General features: G+C 68.5%; 16 protein-coding genes. 5 read left to right on the plus strand and 11 right to left on the minus strand.

Annotated elements, in window-relative coordinates; genetic code table 11:
• Positions 1-134: 134 nt before the first annotated feature.
• The 3 genes from ACSMFO_RS24965 to ACSMFO_RS24975 all read right to left on the minus strand — a co-directional run bounded on the left by ACSMFO_RS24965 (position 135) and on the right by ACSMFO_RS24975 (position 3,530).
• On the minus strand, positions 135-638 hold the full coding sequence (locus ACSMFO_RS24965; protein WP_436460696.1) for a DUF3455 domain-containing protein: 504 nt from the start codon (positions 636-638) through the stop codon (positions 135-137).
• A gap of 90 nt (positions 639-728) precedes the next feature.
• Positions 729-2,312, minus strand: coding sequence for a sodium:solute symporter (locus ACSMFO_RS24970; RefSeq protein ID WP_436460697.1), 1,584 nt, complete (start codon positions 2,310-2,312; stop codon positions 729-731).
• Positions 2,313-2,321: 9 nt separating this feature from the next.
• Positions 2,322-3,530 (minus strand): anhydro-N-acetylmuramic acid kinase, encoded by a 1,209-nt coding sequence (locus ACSMFO_RS24975; protein ID WP_436460698.1) that lies wholly within the window; start codon positions 3,528-3,530, stop codon positions 2,322-2,324.
• A gap of 152 nt (positions 3,531-3,682) precedes the next feature.
• Between ACSMFO_RS24975 and ftsY the strand changes: the two genes are divergently transcribed.
• The gene (ftsY, locus tag ACSMFO_RS24980; RefSeq protein ID WP_436460699.1) at positions 3,683-4,996 is read left to right on the plus strand and encodes a signal recognition particle-docking protein FtsY; all 1,314 of its coding nucleotides are present in this window, start codon (positions 3,683-3,685) and stop codon (positions 4,994-4,996) included.
• A 63-nt stretch (positions 4,997-5,059) separates the two neighbouring features.
• Here ftsY and ACSMFO_RS24985 read toward each other — a convergent pair whose 3' ends face one another.
• Complete coding sequence (locus ACSMFO_RS24985; protein ID WP_436460700.1) at positions 5,060-6,556, minus strand: MFS transporter; 1,497 nt, start codon at positions 6,554-6,556, stop codon at positions 5,060-5,062.
• A gap of 107 nt (positions 6,557-6,663) precedes the next feature.
• On the opposite strand from ACSMFO_RS24985, the gene ACSMFO_RS24990 reads away from it, so the two are divergent.
• Entirely contained in the window at positions 6,664-7,395 is a 732-nt protein-coding gene (locus ACSMFO_RS24990; protein ID WP_436460701.1) for a TetR/AcrR family transcriptional regulator, read from the plus strand.
• On the opposite strand, the gene ACSMFO_RS24995 is transcribed toward ACSMFO_RS24990, so the two are convergent.
• Entirely contained in the window at positions 7,385-8,161 is a 777-nt protein-coding gene (locus ACSMFO_RS24995; protein ID WP_038509785.1) for an IclR family transcriptional regulator, read from the minus strand. The genes ACSMFO_RS24990 and ACSMFO_RS24995 overlap by 11 nt on opposite strands.
• A gap of 103 nt (positions 8,162-8,264) precedes the next feature.
• Between ACSMFO_RS24995 and aceB the strand changes: the two genes are divergently transcribed.
• Together aceB and ACSMFO_RS25005 are read left to right on the plus strand one after the other, a co-directional pair.
• Positions 8,265-9,842: a malate synthase A gene (aceB, locus tag ACSMFO_RS25000; RefSeq protein WP_436460702.1), complete on the plus strand. Its 1,578-nt coding sequence runs from the start codon at positions 8,265-8,267 to the stop codon at positions 9,840-9,842.
• A gap of 4 nt (positions 9,843-9,846) precedes the next feature.
• Positions 9,847-11,043: a DUF6986 family protein gene (locus tag ACSMFO_RS25005; protein ID WP_436460703.1), complete on the plus strand. Its 1,197-nt coding sequence runs from the start codon at positions 9,847-9,849 to the stop codon at positions 11,041-11,043.
• On the opposite strand, the gene wzt is transcribed toward ACSMFO_RS25005, so the two are convergent.
• Positions 11,022-11,768, minus strand: coding sequence for a galactan export ABC transporter ATP-binding subunit Wzt/RfbE (gene wzt, locus ACSMFO_RS25010; RefSeq protein WP_378416213.1), 747 nt, complete (start codon positions 11,766-11,768; stop codon positions 11,022-11,024). The genes ACSMFO_RS25005 and wzt overlap by 22 nt on opposite strands.
• A 70-nt stretch (positions 11,769-11,838) precedes the next feature.
• Here wzt and ACSMFO_RS25015 point away from each other — a divergent pair, with 70 nt between their 5' ends.
• Positions 11,839-12,462, plus strand: a complete 624-nt coding sequence (locus ACSMFO_RS25015) for a TetR/AcrR family transcriptional regulator (protein WP_378416211.1) — start codon at positions 11,839-11,841, stop codon at positions 12,460-12,462.
• 182 nt (positions 12,463-12,644) lie between these two features.
• Here the strand turns inward: ACSMFO_RS25015 and ACSMFO_RS25020 are convergent, their stop codons facing one another.
• The 5 genes from ACSMFO_RS25020 to ACSMFO_RS25040 form a co-directional block, all read right to left on the minus strand.
• Entirely contained in the window at positions 12,645-13,898 is a 1,254-nt protein-coding gene (locus tag ACSMFO_RS25020; RefSeq protein ID WP_436460704.1) for a DUF222 domain-containing protein, read from the minus strand.
• Between the two features lie 150 nt (positions 13,899-14,048).
• A complete protein-coding gene (locus ACSMFO_RS25025; protein WP_436460705.1) occupies positions 14,049-14,522 on the minus strand; it encodes an N-acetyltransferase family protein in 474 nt (157 codons plus the stop codon).
• Between the two features lie 9 nt (positions 14,523-14,531).
• Entirely contained in the window at positions 14,532-15,137 is a 606-nt protein-coding gene (locus ACSMFO_RS25030) for a DsbA family protein (RefSeq protein WP_043848305.1), read from the minus strand.
• Between the two features lie 36 nt (positions 15,138-15,173).
• Positions 15,174-15,656 (minus strand): MarR family winged helix-turn-helix transcriptional regulator, encoded by a 483-nt coding sequence (locus ACSMFO_RS25035; RefSeq protein WP_436460706.1) that lies wholly within the window; start codon positions 15,654-15,656, stop codon positions 15,174-15,176.
• A gap of 1 nt (position 15,657) precedes the next feature.
• Complete coding sequence (locus tag ACSMFO_RS25040; protein ID WP_436460707.1) at positions 15,658-17,079, minus strand: PucR family transcriptional regulator; 1,422 nt, start codon at positions 17,077-17,079, stop codon at positions 15,658-15,660.
• Between the last annotated feature and the right edge of the window lie 16 nt (positions 17,080-17,095).

Here is a 17,095-nt window from a genome sequence, read left to right on the forward strand (position 1 = left end):
GCAGGTCGGCCTCGGAGGTTGCGAAAGTGGCTTTCGCAACGCCGCCTTCCGCCAGGCCGCACCGGGTCGAGGGGGTCGTGAGTGGTAAGTGGGGTTAGAACGACACTCGCCACTCACGACCACCGCGCTCGTCACTACTTCGCGACCCAGAAGGCGTAGTCGGCCGAGTACCGGACGGCCGTCTGCGTGCCACTCGCGCAGGTGCCCGCCGGAGCGAGTCCGCCGCGGGTGTCGAGCCGCTGGACGTAGGTGACCTTGCCGAAGATCCCGTCACCGCTGTTCAGGTTGGCCTTCAGCAGCAGTTCCGGCACCGCGTTCGGTCTCGGGTTGGACGCGCCGGGAACGGCCGCTGCCCCGACCGTGCTTCCGTCCACAGTGGACGTCCACACCGGACCCTTGCTGTGCAGCGCGATCGTCCGCCCGCGGTGGCTCAGCGTCGCGGCCGGCTGGATCAGCACCCACGACCCGTTGGTGCAGCCGTAGATCTGGACGCCTTCGCCTCGGTAGGTGGCGATGCGCTTGTTCCCCGCCGGCACTTTGATCGCGTCCGGCACGCCGGTGCTCGTCGCGGCGTACGCGGTCGTGCCACCGCCGATCAGCAATGCGCCGACGGCGATGGCCACGGTTGCTCGTTTCATCGTCTCTCCCTCTCCTCGCCCGCCGTCTTCGGGCGGGTCCCGAAGCCGACACGGAGGAAAGGGAGAGACGGTTCAGAAGTGTGACTCAGGTCATACTTTTGAGGGCTCCTTCACGTCCGGTTCGGCCAGCGGGTCCACGCTCCCGTGCCGCAGCGAAAGCAGCCCGCCCACGACGAGCGTGATCACCACGCCGCACAGCGTGTACCACGGCCATGCCAGCGCCACCGTGTTCCCCGACGCCTTGCCGAAGTCGACGCCGATCAGGCTGCCGTCCGGTTTGTTGAACTTGACGCCCAGGATGATGAACGCCATCACGATCACCGTCGACACGAACGCGACGATCGCGTCCGCCTGCCTCGCCCGCTTGAAAAGCAGGCCCAGCAGGAACGCGCCGAGCAGCGCGCCGTAGGTGTACCCGGTGATGCCGAGCGCCTGTACCACGATCGGATCGGCCGAGGTCTTGTTGGAGGAGGCGAAGAAACCCGCGCACAGGATCAGCGCGCCCGCCCAGACGATCGTCCAGATCCGGCCGTGCCGCAGCCGGTCGGCTTCCGGGAGTTCCCGGCCGATCACCCGTTCGTAGACGTCGGTCACCGTCGACGACGCCAGCGCGCCGAGCGACGAACTCAGTGCGGCGGCGAGGATCCCGGCGATCACGAACCCGGACAGACCGCTCGGCAGATCGTTCACGATGAAGTTCGCGAACAGCTCGTCCTTGTTGGCCAGCCCGAGGCCTTCCGGCTTCGGCTTGGTCGGGGCGAGCCCGTTGTAGAGCGCCCACAGCAGGACGCCGATGAACAGGAACAGCGCGAACTGCAGGAACACCACGAAACCGCTGGCGACCAACGCCTTCCGCGCGGCACGCAGATCGTTGGTGGACTGCAGGCGTTGCACGATCAGCTGGTCGGAGCCGTGCGAGGCCATCGAAAGCACCGCGCCGCCGATCAGAGCGGTGAAGAACGCGTACTGCCCGGTGAGCATGTTCGAGGAGAAGTCGAAGATCTGGAACTTGTTCGCGTCGACGGCCTTGCCGAACCAGCCGTCCGGGAGCCTGCTGGAGATCGCCCAGATCACCACGACCGCGCCGAGGATGTACCAGAGCATCTGGATCGCGTCGACCCAGACGACCGCGCGGACACCGCCGAAGAAGCTGTAGAGCACCATCGCGATGCCGAGGCCGACCACGATGGTCCAGTACGAGACGTTCAGGCCGTAGGCCGCCATCACCACCTTGATCGGGATCGCGGTGGCGAACAGCCGGATGCCGTCGGCCAGCGTGCGGGTGAGCAGGAAGGTCACCGACGCGGTGCCCTGCAGCCCGCTGCCGAAACGCTTGCCGAGGAAGGCGTACGCGGTGACCAGGTTGCCCGCCACGTAACGCGGCAGCAGCACCATCGACACCACGATCCGGCCCGCGATGTAGCCGATGGCCAGTGCGAGGTAGGTCATCCCGCCGTCGCCGGGGGTGGCGATGTAGGCCACCGTCGGCACGGAGAGCACGGTGAGGGTGGACGTCTCCGCGGAGACCACCGAAAGGCAGGCCACCCACCAGGAGATCTTGCCTTCACCGACGAAGTAGTCGGAGCCCGATTTCTGTTTGCCGCCGATCCAGACGCCCAGCAGGGGCATGCCGACCAGGAAAAGCCCGATGATCGCGAGGTCAAGTGCGCGCATCCATATCTCCTATCGCTCGCCGGTCTTCGCCGCTACCCGTAGCCGGGTCACGGTTGAGGTATGCGGGGCGGGGAGCCGCAGGGGGCCCGCGCCCGGAGTGATGCTGCCGAGCAACCGGTGGCCGCGGGCGCCGGTCGCCGACGGGAGGTTCCCCGGGACGCCGGACCACGTCAGCCAGCCGAGCAGAATGGTCAGGTATGCCTCTTTGCCCGCACGCGGCAGCCCGTGGTCGTCGCTGGTCTTCAGCGCCGTACCGGGCAGGTTCCTGGTGAGCGAGGCCATCAGCGCCGGGTTGTCGGCGCCGCCGCCGGAGACGATCAGCGTGGCGATGTCGTGGCGACGGCATTCCGCGGCGATCGTCACCGCGGTCAGTTCGGTCAGCGTCGCCAGGAGATCTTCCGCGCCGACCGGCGGGAGCCCGTCCAGCGCAGTGTCGAGATACGCGCCGTGGAACAGTTCCTTGCCGGTGGATTTCGGTGGCGCCGCGGCGTAATACGGGTCGAGCAGGAGCTTCGCCAGCAGGTCGGGCCGGACGGTGCCGCGCAGGGCGAGCGCGCCGTCGATGTCGGCACGACGGCCGGTGGCGCGGTGCGCGGCGATGTCCATCAAGGCGTTGCCGGGGCCGGTGTCGTAGGCCAGAACATCACCGTCGGCGGGGACCACCGTGATGTTCGCGATCCCGCCGATGTTCAGCGCCGCGACCGGGCCGAGCGCGGCCATTTCCCGGAGCCACAACGCGTCCATCGTGCTGGCGAGCGGTGCGCCGTGCCCGCCGGCGGCGACGTCGCGGACGCGGAGGTCGGCCACCACCGGCAGTCCGGTGCGTTCGGCGATCCACGCCGGATTCCCCAGTTGCAGGGTGCCGTGCGCGGTGCCGTCCTCGACCCAGTGGAACACCGTCTGACCCAGCGAGGCGACGACGTCCGCTTCGCCGCCGGCCAGTTCCTCGACGCCGCGCGCGGCCGCCTCGGCGAAGGCCTGGCCCACCAGGGTGTCGAGTTTCGTGAGCTGCTCGGCGTCGCAGGGATTCGGCGGGAGGGCGGCGAGCAAGGCATCGCGGAGCGTTTCGGGATAAGGGACTTCGAGCTGGCCGAGCGGCGAGAGCACCACCGTGTCCCCGTCGGCGCGCAGTTCGGCGGCCGCCACGTCGATCCCGTCGATCGAGGTGCCGGAGATGAGCCCGATGACCCGGACCCCAGTGCCGGAGAGAACCGTCATTCGAAGTGGTCTAGCCCTCGTTCCGGAGACCGCGCAAGCAAGACCGTTTCTTCTTGTCCGAAATGAGTCCTATCCAGTGGGTGCTTGACAAGATCGGCTTCCTTCCCGTGGGGCGTCTGAGCGCGGCGGGGTGCGGATGCGAGGATGGCGCCGTGTCGAGTACCCCCTGGTTCTGGATCGTTGTCGTTGCCGTCGTGGTCCTGGTCGCCGTTCTGGTGGCCGGGCTGCTCATCGCGCGCCGCCGCCGGATCAGCCTGGACGAGTCCAAGGCTGCCGACGTCGTCGAGAAGCCGAAGGGCGGCGGTTATACCGCGACAGGCGGGATCGCGCTCGCGCCTGGTGGCGAGAAGACCGAAGAGGCCGAGGAGCCGGAACACCCGGTCGAGGACCGTCCCGAGACCGACGGCCAGCCCGCCGTCGGGGACGACGCGGCGGTGCCCAGGGATTCGGCGCAGCGCACGGTGCGCGACGTCGAACTTCCCGAACCCGCCGAGGAAGTGGCCCCCGAGCCCGCTCCCGCCGAAGAGATCGCACCGGCCACCGGACGCCTGGAGCGGCTGCGCGGCAGGCTGGGCAAATCCCGTTCGGTGTTCGGGCAGAGCCTGCTCGGCCTGCTGGGCGCCGGCGACCTGGACGAGGACTCGTGGCAGGACGTCGAGGACACGCTGCTCATGGCGGACCTGGGCGCCGCGACGACCACCGAGATCGTCGAACGTCTTCGTGACGAGCTGAAGCGCCGCGCCGTGCGGACCTCGGAGGAGGCGCGCACGGTCTTGCAGGAAGTGCTGACCGCCGCCCTGTCGACCGACGCGGTGCGAGCCGTCCGCGCGCTGCCGCACACCGTCGACGGGAAGAAGCAGCCCGCCGTCGTGCTGGTCGCCGGGGTCAACGGCACCGGCAAGACCACCACCACCGGCAAACTCGCCCGCGTGCTCGTCGCGCAGGGGAGCACCGTGGTGCTCGGCGCGGCCGACACCTTCCGCGCCGCCGCGGCGGACCAGCTCCAGACTTGGGCCGAGCGCGTGGGCGCCGAGGTCGTGCGCGGCAAGGAAGGCGCGGACCCGGCGGCGGTCGCCTTCGACGCCGTCAAACGCGGCACCGAGGCGGGCGTGGACGCGGTCCTGGTCGACACCGCCGGCCGCCTGCACACCAAGACCGGCCTGATGGACGAGCTGGGCAAGGTCAAGCGAGTCGTCGAGAAGCAGGCCAAGGTCGACGAGGTGCTGCTGGTACTCGACGCCACCACCGGGCAGAACGGGCTGATGCAGGCCCGCGTGTTCTCGGAGGTCATCGACGTCACCGGCATCGTCCTGACCAAACTGGACGGCACCGCGAAGGGCGGCATCGTCTTCCAGGTGCAGCGTGAACTCGGGGTGCCGGTGAAGCTGGTCGGCCTCGGTGAGGGGCCGGACGATCTGGCGCCGTTCGAGCCGGGCGCGTTCGTCGAGGCCCTGCTCAGCAGCTAGCGGATGCTATGAAAGGTCCTTTCCTTGCAAATTTTGCAAGGAAAGGACCTTTCATAGCGCGCGTCAGGCCGTGACAGGGACGTTCTCGTCCGGGGAAACCGGCGCGGTCTTCTTGTCCCGCATGACCAGGAACGCGACCACCGCCGCCGCCAGCACACCGACCGCGCTCACCAGGAACGTCGTCGACATCGCCGAGGTGAACGACTCACGGGCCGCGGCGATGAGGCCGTCGTTACCGGTCGCGAAGGCGTCGCCGATCGAAAGCCGCGCTTGCGCGGGGGCGTCGCCGGGCATGTGCGAGGTGAACAGGCTCGACACGATGCTGCCCAGGATCGCGATGCCGAGCGCGGCGCCCAGCTGCTGGATGGTGTCGTTGAGCGCGGAGCCGACGCCTGCCTGCTCTTCCGGGACCTCGCCCATCAGCGCCGCGATCGCCGACGGCATCGCCACCCCGCCGCCCGCGCCGAGCAGGAACAGCGCGGCCGCGGGCAACAGGAAGCCCTCGTTCGCCGACATCGTCGCGAGCAGGCCGAAGCCGCCCGCCATCACGATCATCCCGACCGTGGTCAGCGCCCGGTTGCCGATCTTCTGGCCCAACGTGGCGCCGAGGGTGTTGAACAGCAGCGACGCGACGGCCATCGGGATGAACGCGAGACCCGCCTCGGTAGGGGTGTAGCCGAGCACGAACTGCAGGTACTGGGTCAGGAGCAGCAGCAGACCGCCATTGCCGATCTGCACCAGCGTGAGTGACAGGCTGCCGCCGCTGAAGTTGCGCTCGCGGAACAGCTTCAGCGGGACCATCGGCGACGGCGTGTGCCGCTCCCAGAACACGAAGCCGGTCAGGCACACGATCGCGATCGCCAGCGGGATCAGGGTTCCGGCTTCGGCGAGGCCGTGCTTAGGCAGCTCGATGATCGTCCAGACCAGCGAGACCATGCCCGCCGCGGAAAGGACGGCGCCGAGCGGGTCCGGCTTCTGCCACGGGCCCTGGGATTCGGGCATCAGCGTGAGCGCGGCGATCACCGCGATGACGACGATCGGCACGTTGATCAGGAACACCGCGCCCCACCAGAACCACGCGATCAGCACGCCGCCCAGCACCGGGCCGCCGATCAGGCCGATCATCGCGACCGCGCTCCACGCCGCCATCGCCTTGCGGCGCTCTTCGTCGTCGAAGACGGTGATGAGGATCGACAGGGTGCTCGGCATGATCAGTGCGCCGCCGACACCCATCACCGCGCGGGACGCGATGAGTTCGAGCGGATTCGTGGCGAACGCCGCGACGAGTGAGGCCACCCCGAACAGGAGGAGGCCGATGATCATCACCTTCCGGCGCCCGAACCGGTCGCCGAGGCTTCCCGACGTGAGCAGCAGACCGGCGAACACCAGGATGTAGGAGTCCAGGATCCATTGGGTGTCCTGGGCACTCGCGCCGAGGTCTTCGGCCAGCGGCGGCACGGCGACGGTCAGCACCATGTTGTCGACGACCAGCACGAGCGTGCTCAGGCAAAGGACGATCAGGATCCACCAGCGGCGTGGATCGCGGACGGGCACGTTCATCGGGAAACCCCCAGAAGTGTTGCGTACGTTGTTCGGCTGATGCGCACACTGTACGCAGAACGAAACGCCGTACGCAAGGGGGTACTTCGTGCGCTAAAGTGGGCGGCATGTCAGTCGATGAACAGCCGATCCAGTCGGTGTGGACCCGCCCTCGCCGGAAGCGGGATCAGCCCGCGTTGAGTCAGGCGCAGATCGTGGCCGAGGCCGTCCGGCTCCTGGACGTCGAAGGTGTCGACGCGCTGAGCATGCGCAGGCTGGGCACCGCGCTGAACGCGGGCGCGACCTCGCTGTACCGGCACGTGGCCAACCGCGACGAACTGATCGAACTGGTCGTCGACGAGGTCTACGGCGAGATCACCGTGCCGGACGGCGATGATCCGGCGCGGTGGCGTGAAGCGGCCGTCGTGGGGGCGGAAAGTGTCCGCGCGATGATCCTGCGGCACCCGTGGGTGGCGTCACTGCTCGGTTCGGTCGGCCTGTCGTACCTCGGGCCGAACGTCATGCGGCTCAACGAGCGGCTGCTGGGTGTCTTCGTGAGCGCGGGCTTCCCCGGCGACGAGGCGAACCAGGCGATCAGCGCGGTCATCTCCTATGTCATCGGCATGGGGACGACGGAGGCCGCGTGGCTCACCACCGTCGCCAAGAGTGGCCAGGGTGAGCGCGAGTGGGCGGAACGTCTGCGTCCCGCCGTCGAGGAGGCCGCGCGCGAACACCCGCACCAGCGGGAAATGCTGGCCAGGGGAGAGGGCGAAGCCGATCCTGTCCGGCTTCGCGACGAGAAGTTCCGCTACGGGCTGGACAGGATGCTCGACGGTTTGGAGACCAGGCTCAAACGGTGACGCCGTCCTTCGAGAGGGTCGAGCCGAGCGAGGTCGCGATCCGCTGGACGACGGGCGCGATCCGCTCGACGGCCTCCATCGTGAGCCGCCCCGAAGGCCCGGACACCGAGACCGCCGCCGGCACCGGCGCGCCCGGGACCGCGACGGCCACGCAGCGGACGCCCAGTTCCTGCTCCGCTTCGTCGAGCGCGTAACCCTGTTGGGCGATCTTCGCCAGCTCCAGCAGGAGCGCGTCCTGGTCGGTGAAGGTGTGCTCGGTGTAGGAGGGCATCCCCGTCCGGGCGAGCAGCGCCGTGACGTCTTCGGACGGCAGATGCGCGAGCATCGCCTTGCCCACGCCGGTGCCGTGCGGCAGGAGCCGCCGCCCGACCTCGGTGAACATTCGCATCGAGTGCTTCGACGGCACCTGGGCGACGTACACGACCTCGTCCCGCTCCAGGACGGCGAGGTTCGCGGTCTCTCCGACCTCGTCGACCAGCTCCGCGAGCAGCGGACGGGCCCACGAGCCGAACTGCATGCTGGCGTTCTCACCCAGCCGGATGAGCCTGGCGCCCAGGGCATACCGGCGGTTGGTGTTCTGCCGGACGTAGCCCAGATCCACCAGGGTCCTGATCAGCCGGTGGATGGTCGGCATCGGCAGCCCGGACAGGGTCGCCAGCTCCGAAAGGCTGGCCTCCCCGCCCGTGTCCGCGAGATGCTCGAGGAGCTCGAAGGCCCGCTGAAGGGACTGGACGCCGCCATCGCGCCCGTTCTTCTCCGCTGCCACCGTGGTACTCCTTACGTCGGCGTTGATGTTCCGCTATGCAGAAACTATAGTCCGTCATGTAAAACCGTAGGGACGTTATCTTTCCGAACTCGGGGTGTTACTCATGTCTGAAGCTCAGGTGCTCGGCGATCCGGTCGAGCGCGGGGACGAAATCCTCACGCCGGAGGCGCTCGCCTTCCTCGCCGGCCTGCACGAGGCCTTCGCCGCCCGCCGCGACGAGCTGCTGCAGGCCAGGAGCAAGCGCCGCGAGGAGGCCAGGACCACCGGCAAGCTGGACTTCCTGCCCGAGACCAAGGAGATCCGCGAGGGCGACTGGCAGGTGGCCGAGGCCCCGCCCGCCCTGCGCGACCGCCGCGTCGAGATCACCGGTCCGACCGACCGCAAGATGACCATCAACGCGCTGAACTCCGGCGCCAAGGTCTGGCTCGCCGACCTCGAAGACGCCAACACGCCGCACTGGGCGAACGTCGTCTCCGGCCAGGTCAACCTGTACGACGCGGTCCGCGAGACCATCACGCTGGAGAGCGGCGGCAAGAGCTACGCGCTGAAGGACGACGTCGAGCACGCGACCATCGTCGTCCGTCCGCGCGGCTGGCACCTCGACGAGCGCGGCCTCTCTTTCGGTGGACGTCAGGCCGTCGGCGCGCTGGTCGACTTCGGCCTGCACTTCTTCCACAACGCGCAGGAGCTGCTCGACCGCGGCAAGGGCCCGTACTTCTACCTGCCGAAGATGGAGAGCCATCTCGAAGCCCGGCTCTGGAACGACGTCTTCACCCACGCGGAGAAGACGCTCGGCATCGAGCACGGCACCGTCCGCGCGACCGTGCTGATCGAGACCATCCCGGCCGCGTTCGAGATGGAGGAGATCCTCTACGAACTGCGCGAGCACGCCTCCGGCCTGAACGCCGGCCGCTGGGACTACCTGTTCAGCGTCATCAAGTACTTCCGTGACGCGGGCGAGAAGTTCGTCCTGCCGGACCGCAACTCGGTCACCATGACCGCGCCGTTCATGCGCGCGTACACCGAACTGCTGGTGCGCACCTGCCACAAGCGCGGCGCGTTCGCGATCGGCGGGATGGCCGCGTTCATCCCGAACCGCAAGGACCCGGAGGTCACCGCCGCGGCGCTCGACAAGGTCCGCGCCGACAAGAGCCGCGAGGCGGGCGACGGCTTCGACGGTTCCTGGGTCGCGCACCCCGGCATGGTGGACATCTGCCGCGAGGAGTTCGACAAGGTCCTCGGCGACAAGCCGAACCAGCTCGACCGCACCCGCGACGAGGTGTCCGTCACCGCCGACCAGCTGCTCGACGCGGCTTCGACGCCGGGTGGCGCCACGGCGGCCGGTCTGCGTGCCGCCGTCGACGTCGGCATCCGCTACATCGCCTCCTGGCTGAGCGGGAACGGCGCGGCGGCCATCCACAACCTGATGGAGGACGCGGCCACCGCGGAGATCTCGCGTTCGCAGGTGTGGCAGTGGGTGCGCAACGGCACGCAGCTCGACACCGGCGACAAGGTCACCGCCGAACTGGTGCGCGGCGTGCTGGCCGAGGTCCGCGGCGAACTCGCGGCGGAGATCAAGCCGGAACTGCTGGAGCCCGCCGTCGAGCTGTTCGAGCAGGTCGCGCTCGCCGACGAGTTCCCGGACTTCCTGACCCTGCCCGCCTACGAACGGATCAAGTAGACAAATGGGGAACGGGCGGCTCACCGAGGACGTCTACACCGCCGCTGACGCGCGCCTCGCCGAGGCCGACGCGCGCGTCAAGGCCAAGTACCCCGGCGAGCCGCCCGGCCGCCAGCCCGTGCACACCGTGTACGTGCCCGCGTCGCAGTACAAGACGCGGCTCGTGGCGGATTGGGGCAAGCAGGCCCTGCGGGTCTTCGGCGAACACGCGGACCAGCTGGGCCTGGACGCCGACATCGCCGACCGGGTCCGGACCAAATTGCTGACGGAGCCGATCGAAGACCTGCGGATCGACTTCGAGGACGGCCTCGGCAGGCCCGGCGACGAGGAAGAGGACGCCATCGCGCTCGCCGCGGGGCGGACCCTCGCCGTCACGGGCGGCACGCCGTTCGTCGGCATCCGGTTCAAGAGCTTCGAAGCCGCGACCCGCCGCCGTGGCATCCGCACGCTCGATCTCTTCCTGGCCGGATTGCTGGAAAGCGGACCGCTGCCGGACGGTTTCGTCGTCACGCTGCCGAAGGTGACCGCCGTCGAACAGGTCGAGGTGGCGGCGGACGTGATGGAGCGTCTCGAATCCGCGTACGGCCTGGCGGAGGGCGCCTTGCGGTTCGAAGTCCAGATCGAGACCGCGCAGTCCATTGTGGACATCGATGGAACGGTGGCGGTCCCGCGGATCATCGAAGCCGCGCGCGGCCGCTGTTCCGGCCTGCACTACGGCACCTACGACTACAGCGCCGGGCTCGGGATCAGCGCCGAGTACCAGAGCATGGAGCACCCGGCCGCCGATTTCGCCAAGCAGCTCATGCAGGTTTCGGCCGCGGGTACCGGCGTCCGGCTTTCGGACGGCTCGACGAACAAACTGCCCGTCGGCGACGCGATCCTCCCGGCCTGGCGCGAACATCTGCGCTTGGTACGGCGCTCGCTGGAGCGCGGTTTCTATCAGGGCTGGGATCTGCATCCGCATCAGCTGCCGACCCGGTTCGCCGCCACGTACGCGTTCTTCCGCGAGGGTTTCCCGGCTGCGCTGGGCCGGCTGCGGGATTATGCGGACCAGACCGGGCGTGGGGTGCTGGACGAACCGGCGACGGCGCAGGCTCTGGCGAGCTTCTTGTTGCGGGGGTTGGATTGCGGTGCCGTGGATGCGGGGGAGCTTTCGTTTTCGCGGGCGGAGCTGGACGCTTACGCGCGAAGGACCGCGTGATATCGGGCGAGAATCTCGTCCAGTGAGCCGCGGGCGCGGATCCGGCCTTCGTCCATCCAGAGGGCGGTGGTGCACAGTTCGCGCAACAGTTCGTCGGAGTGTGAGGCGAACACCAGCACGCCCGAGCGGCGGGCGAGGTCGACCAGCCGTTCGCGTGCCTTGGTGAGGAATGCCGCGTCGATTGCGCCGAGACCCTCGTCGAGAATGAGGATCTCGGGGTCGATGGTGGTCACCACGCCGAGCGCGAGCCGCACCCGCATGCCGGCGGAGTAGGTGCGCAAGGGCAGATGCAGGTAGTCGCCCAGCTCGGTGAACTCGGCGATGTCGTCGACCCGCTTTTCCATCTTCTTGCGGCTCATGCCGAGGAACAGGCCGCGGATCAGGATGTTCTCGTGGCCCGAGACCTCGGGATCCAGCCCCACCCCGAGGTCGAACACCGGCGCGATCCGCCCGACGACCCGCGCGCTGCCCCTGGTCGGCTCGTAGATGCCGGACAACAGGCGCAGGAGAGTGGACTTCCCGGCGCCGTTGTGCCCGACCAGGCCGACGCGATCGCCCTCGCCCAGTGACAGGGAGATGTCCTGCAAGGCCTCGATGATCGGGACTTTCGCGCCGGTGCCGATCTTGCCACCGACCTTGCCGAGCACCCGTTTCTTGAGCGACCGGGTCTTGGCGTCGAAGATCGGGAAATCGACGTAGGCGTCCTGTACTTCGATGCTCACCACGGGCAGTCCTCCTCGCGCTCGGCAGATGCGAACGGAAGTTATCATTCGCGTTTGTGGTAACGTCCGGCCGGTGAGTCAGCCATCCGCCGATCAGGGCTTCCGGCCGCCGCAGCAAGCCCGCAGCCGGGAGTCACTGCAGAAGGTGCTGGCCGCCGCCGAGCACGTTCTGGCGAGCCAGGGTTTCGAGGAGTTCACCGTCGCGGCGGTCGCCGAGCAGGCGGGAATGTCGGTGGGCGCGATCTATCGCCGGTTTTCCGGCAAGAACCAACTGCTGTACGCCGTGAAAGACCAGCTGCTCGGACAGCTGGAATCCGATGTCGGCGAAGCGCTCGGCTCCGCTGAGCCCGGGCTGCGCGGGGTCGTCGGCGCGTTCACCCGCGCTCTGGCAGGGACATTCGCCCGCCACGACCGGATCTTCTCCGAGTTGCTCGACAGCCAGCGAGCCGAGGGGCGGGATCGTGGCCTTCAAGCGCTCGCTGCGATCCAGCGCGATTTCGGGGAGGCGGCTCAGCCTTGCCTTGAGGAGATCCACCGGGCGGATCGGGAAGTGGCGATCCGGATGATGAGCCGGACCATCATCGGATCCTGTGTGCACCGGGCCGCCAGTGGCCGGTTCTGGTCCGATGGACTGAGCTGGGATGTTTGGGCGCGCGAGACGACCGAGATGGCTCTGGCTTATCTGGAGCCGGCTTGAGTCTTGTGCTTGCGGTTCGTCGCCGAGGACGAGTCCTGAGGATCTCGATTTGGTCGTGATCGGTCCGGTGGGGATGGACTGTGTGGATTTTGGGACGTCAGATGTCCTGAAATCCACACAGTCATCGGCGTCGGGCATGACGAAGGGCCCGTCGCCGGCGTGGCCGACGGGCTCTTCGGGGTTCAGACGTGGTGCAGGGTGTTACGCCGAGGTTTTCGAAGCGGGTCCCTGTATTGGGGTGGGATGAATTCCGGTAAACCATCAGCGGCCATCCGTACTTCCCAGTCACCGTGGTGAATCAACCGATGATGGAAACCGCAGAGCAACACGAGATTCCGAAGATCCGTCGGCCCGCCGTCCGCCCAGTGATGAATGTGATGGGCGTGGCAATTCTTGGGTTTCCGATGGCAGCCTGGAAAAGCGCAGCCACCGTCTCGGATGTTCAACGCGCGTCTCTGGCCGGGGGTGACGAACCGTCTCAGGCGTCCCATATCGAGGGGTTCCCCCGATGCGCTCATCACGACCGGCACCATCAGGCAGTCACAGGCGGCGAGCCGGGCTTCCCGAGCGGTCATGGTCCCCACGAAGTCGAGACACGCGGTCCCGAGACCCGATTTGAGTTCCTCAAGTCCGATGGTGACATGCACCAAAGTCCGGTAACCGCTGGTCCCCGGTTGGTCCGGGCAGGCGATGGCCAGGTCGAGGAGTTCGGCCCAGGCGTCTCCCATGCGTTCGCACTTCATCCGCAGATCCGCCTGACCGAACTCATCCACCGGCCGCGGCTGGGCGTGTGCTTCCAGCGCTGCCGCGGTCCGGGCGCCGGTCTCGTCATCCAGGAGGCCGGTCAGTTTCCAGAACCCATCCTTACGCCGCTCCAGGGTGATCTCCCGGCGTGGTTCCTTGGGTTCGGGGTCTTTGGGTTCGTTGCCATCAGGGTTCAGCAAGCCTCGCAGGTTCGCCTCGGCCTTGGCGAGTTGCCGCGGACCGGCGCTCGGAGCGAGATTGGCGAGGATCTGCTCCGCGCCCGCCCGATCCTCAGCCGAAATGTCGGCGGGAAGGTTTTTCAAGATCTCCAGGATCTGGTCGATCCGCTCGTCCCCGACCAATCCCTGAGCGGCGACCGCGGCGGTGGCGGGCGCGATAGGCGGAACCTCAGTGCCGTCCAACGCGCGGGTGGGGTTCAAGGCGATCGCGCGCTTCACCACCGCACTGGCCTCGCCACGTGACAATCCCGCGATCTCGGCGAGCCAGCTCGCCGTGCTGCCATGCCCGTACAAGTCTTTCGCGCCCCGATTTTCGATCTCCGCCAGGAACTGCCCCAGACAGGCAGTCGCGATCCGGATCACCTGCAAGGACTGCTGCACGCCATGGGCAAGCTCCAGCTTGCCGGCGCGCCACAGTTCTTGCGGAAACTCGGGGAGGAAGGTCTCGGGCACGACTCCATAATACCCCGAATAAATCGAACACGTGTTCGTAATTTTAAGCAACAAGCGAAACCGCGCAAACGACACTGAAGGGTGATGCCGTCATACGCGGAGACCACGCGGAGAGAGCACGTGCCGCATTTAGTCGACTAAATGCGGAATTCAAACGAGAGGCTTCGCATAGCGCCGACAAGGAACCGAAACCACCCCATCCGGCCCGGCCACCCGATTGTCGAACTCGCCCTCATCGACCCACCCGCACCGTTCGTAAAACCGCCGAGCCCGTGCATTCCCCGGCGCCACCGCGAGCCAAGCGCGGGAATGCCCACCCGCGCGCACCAGCCGTTCGGCTTCGGCGAGCAGCGCCCCGGCCACTCCACTCCCGCGATGGTCCGAGGAAACGTAGACCTGCTCGACCTCGTCCCCGACGACCATCACGAAACCCGCCACCGCGTCGCCCAGTACGGCGACGGTCGTGTCGCCGACCCGGTCCGCGGCCCGGGTCCAGAACGAATCGCGGGTGCGGAGCCGGACGAGCGCGTCCGGCACGTTGCCGAGATGGCCGTCCTGCCAGCCGTGGTACCAGATCGTCGCGACGGCGTCGGCGTCCGCGGATGTAGCCGGTCGAAGGGTCATGCGCGAAGTCTAGGAAACCAGCGCGCCGATCCGCCGCTCCACTTCGTCCGCGCTCGCGTTCCCGGCGACCAGCGTCACGATCCGTTCCCCGGGCAAGTCGGCCAGCAGAGTCGGATAGCCGGTGACGCCCAGTTCCCGCGCCCGCCGGAAGTCGTCCGCCGCGGAAACCCGGTCCAGTGCGGCCTCGACGGCATCCCCGTCCAGGCCTGCTCGCTGCGCGACGACGCGATAGGTCGAGACCTCGGACAGGCTCAGGCCGTCGAGGTAGAAGGCCTCCTGTAGCAGGGCCGCGAGCCGCACCGCGCGGTCCGGCGCGACCTCGCGCAGCGCCGCCATCCCGCAGGCGGCGGCCTCGGAGTCCATGACGAACTCGCCGTCCGCGATCAGCCGTTCGTAGCTTTCCCCGAAGGGCGCGCCGGTGCGGCGGGTGATCTCGGCGTTGGCTCCCTGGACGTAGCCGAACTGCCGGATCGGCACCCGGCGCCCGCCGAGGAACAGGCCGCCGGAAACCACTTCGACCGGCAGATCCGGATGCCGGTGCGCGACGTCGGCCATGGTGCGGGCGAACCCGTACGACCAGCCGCAGTACGCGTCGAAGACATAGATGAGCTTCATGTCGAGACTCAACGATATCTGACTCGTCAGGTATTCCTAACGGAGCTTGGGGAGTGCGTCACGTGCCGAGTGGCTCAGCGTCCGCAGGTCCTGGGCGAACCGGTCGCGGTGGTCGGCGGGCAGCGGGTCGAGGAAGAGCCGCTGGATGTTCTCGACATGCACCCGCGCGGCCCGCACGGTCGTCTCTTCGCCTTGCGCGGTCAGCCGGACGAGTTGCACGCGGCGGTCCTGCGAATCCGAGGACCGCGCGACCAGGCCGAGCGTGGTCATCCGGTCGACCAGCCGCGTCGCGCCGCCGGTGGTCAGCACCTGCTCCTGCGCGATCGCGCGCATGCTCATCCCCGCCGCGCCCGACCTGCCGACGATCAAGAGGACTTCGAACATCAGGTGCGAGATCCCGCATTCGGCCTCCAGTGCGCGGCCGAGCAGGTATTCGAGCCGGTTCGCCGCGCCCATCATCCGGCCGAAGGCGAGCACACGCGGGTCGTAGGCGGCTTCTTTCGCCGTGGTGATGCCCATTTCAGCTCCCTGCCGACAAGGCCAAATAGACGTCGAGCTGTTCGGTGAACTCGGTCAGATCGGTGCCGAGCAGTTCGCTCGCGCGCCCGATCCGGTACCGCAACGTGTTGACGTGGACGTGCAGCGCCCGCGCGGCCCGCGTCGGCGAGCCGGAGCATTCGAGGAAGACGCGCAGGGTGTGCACCAGATCGGTGCCCTGTTCGGCGTCGTAGCTCAGCAACGGGCCCAGCACCCGGCGCCGCAACGCCGCCCGCAGGTCGTCGGGGGTGCCCGCCAGCAGCAGCCGATGCATGCCGATCTCGCCGCCGGGGACGACCTCGATCGTGCCCGGCCGTTCCGCCGCCACGGCCAGCGCGTAGCGCGCGACCTCCTTCGCACCCCGCAGCACGGAGACCGGGGAACGGTCGCTGATCCCGATCAGCACCCGGCGGCAGGGCAGCAACGACTCCACTGTGGACAGTGTGGCGGTCACGGTGGTGGGCCACTCTTCCGGCCACTCGCCGTCGTCCTCGGCCACCGCCCAGGTGGTTTCCCCGGCGGGGCCGACCAGCGCGCCCGGCGGCAGGAGTTCCGTCAGGATGCCGCGTGCCGCTTCGGATCCTTCGGTGCGCGCGACGACGAACCGCAGATCGCCGCGCAGTCCGGTCGCGGTCAGCGCCGCGTGCGGATCACTTCCTTCGTCGAGCGCGGCGAGCAACGGTTCGAGCACCCTGTCGGTGACGGCGCGCACCTCGTCCGCCCGCGTGCGCGCGAGCCCGATCAGCCCGGCGAGCTCTTCGGCGATCTCCGCCTGGGCGGCGGTCAGCGCGCCGCCGATCGCGAGCAGCCATGGCAACGCGTGCCTGCCGCCGACGGGGCGAACCGAGACGTCGTCCGCCTCCAGGGAACGCCCGCCCGCGGCGACGAACCGCCGCACCAGATCCGACCCCGTGCCGGCGGGTTCCACCCAGCAGGGGAGACCGATCTCGGCGCGCGCCCGCTCCAGCAGCGTCTCCACCGACGCGTCTTCCGTCGCCGCTGAAAGCAAACGTTTGCGAGCGCCTTCCGCGGCCGCGGCGAGGGCCAGGACGACCCGCTCGGTGACGACCGAGAACGACAGGTCCGCCGGCACCTCCAGCAACGGGATCCCGTGTCGCGTACAGGCTTCGACGAGGTCCTCGGGAATGCCGTCGGAATCCGCCCCGGACGCCGCCAGCGCCGCCGCCCCGGCCTTCGCGAGCGCGGCGACGAAGGCCTCGGAATCACCCGGCCCGCGCCACCACAGCAACCCGCTCAGGACGAATTCGCCCGCCGACACGTACCGCCCGGGATCGGGCAGTTCCGTGACGTAGATCCGGGACACCGGCCGGTCGAGCAGAGCCGTCCCGGCGCGCACGCGCAAGCGCAGGGCTGGCAGCGCCAGAAGAGTTTTCACGGTCGTCATCAGGTTTGTAGGAAAG

This window comes from Amycolatopsis sp. w19 (assembly GCF_051373225.1).
Taxonomy (GTDB): Bacteria; Actinomycetota; Actinomycetes; order Mycobacteriales; family Pseudonocardiaceae; genus Amycolatopsis; species Amycolatopsis japonica.

Coding starts and splice junctions, on each gene's coding strand:
- ACSMFO_RS24965 (WP_436460696.1), bottom strand. CDS start 638: ATGAAACGAGCAACCGTGGCCATCGCCGTCGGCGCATTGCTGATCGGC.
- ACSMFO_RS24970 (WP_436460697.1), bottom strand. CDS start 2,312: ATGCGCGCACTTGACCTCGCGATCATCGGGCTTTTCCTGGTCGGCATG.
- ACSMFO_RS24975 (WP_436460698.1), bottom strand. CDS start 3,530: ATGACGGTTCTCTCCGGCACTGGGGTCCGGGTCATCGGGCTCATCTCC.
- ACSMFO_RS24985 (WP_436460700.1), bottom strand. CDS start 6,556: ATGAACGTGCCCGTCCGCGATCCACGCCGCTGGTGGATCCTGATCGTC.
- ACSMFO_RS24990 (WP_436460701.1), top strand. CDS start 6,664: ATGTCAGTCGATGAACAGCCGATCCAGTCGGTGTGGACCCGCCCTCGC.
- aceB (WP_436460702.1), top strand. CDS start 8,265: ATGTCTGAAGCTCAGGTGCTCGGCGATCCGGTCGAGCGCGGGGACGAA.
- ACSMFO_RS25005 (WP_436460703.1), top strand. CDS start 9,847: ATGGGGAACGGGCGGCTCACCGAGGACGTCTACACCGCCGCTGACGCG.
- ACSMFO_RS25025 (WP_436460705.1), bottom strand. CDS start 14,522: ATGACCCTTCGACCGGCTACATCCGCGGACGCCGACGCCGTCGCGACG.
- ACSMFO_RS25030 (WP_043848305.1), bottom strand. CDS start 15,137: ATGAAGCTCATCTATGTCTTCGACGCGTACTGCGGCTGGTCGTACGGG.
- ACSMFO_RS25035 (WP_436460706.1), bottom strand. CDS start 15,656: ATGGGCATCACCACGGCGAAAGAAGCCGCCTACGACCCGCGTGTGCTC.
- ACSMFO_RS25040 (WP_436460707.1), bottom strand. CDS start 17,079: ATGACGACCGTGAAAACTCTTCTGGCGCTGCCAGCCCTGCGCTTGCGC.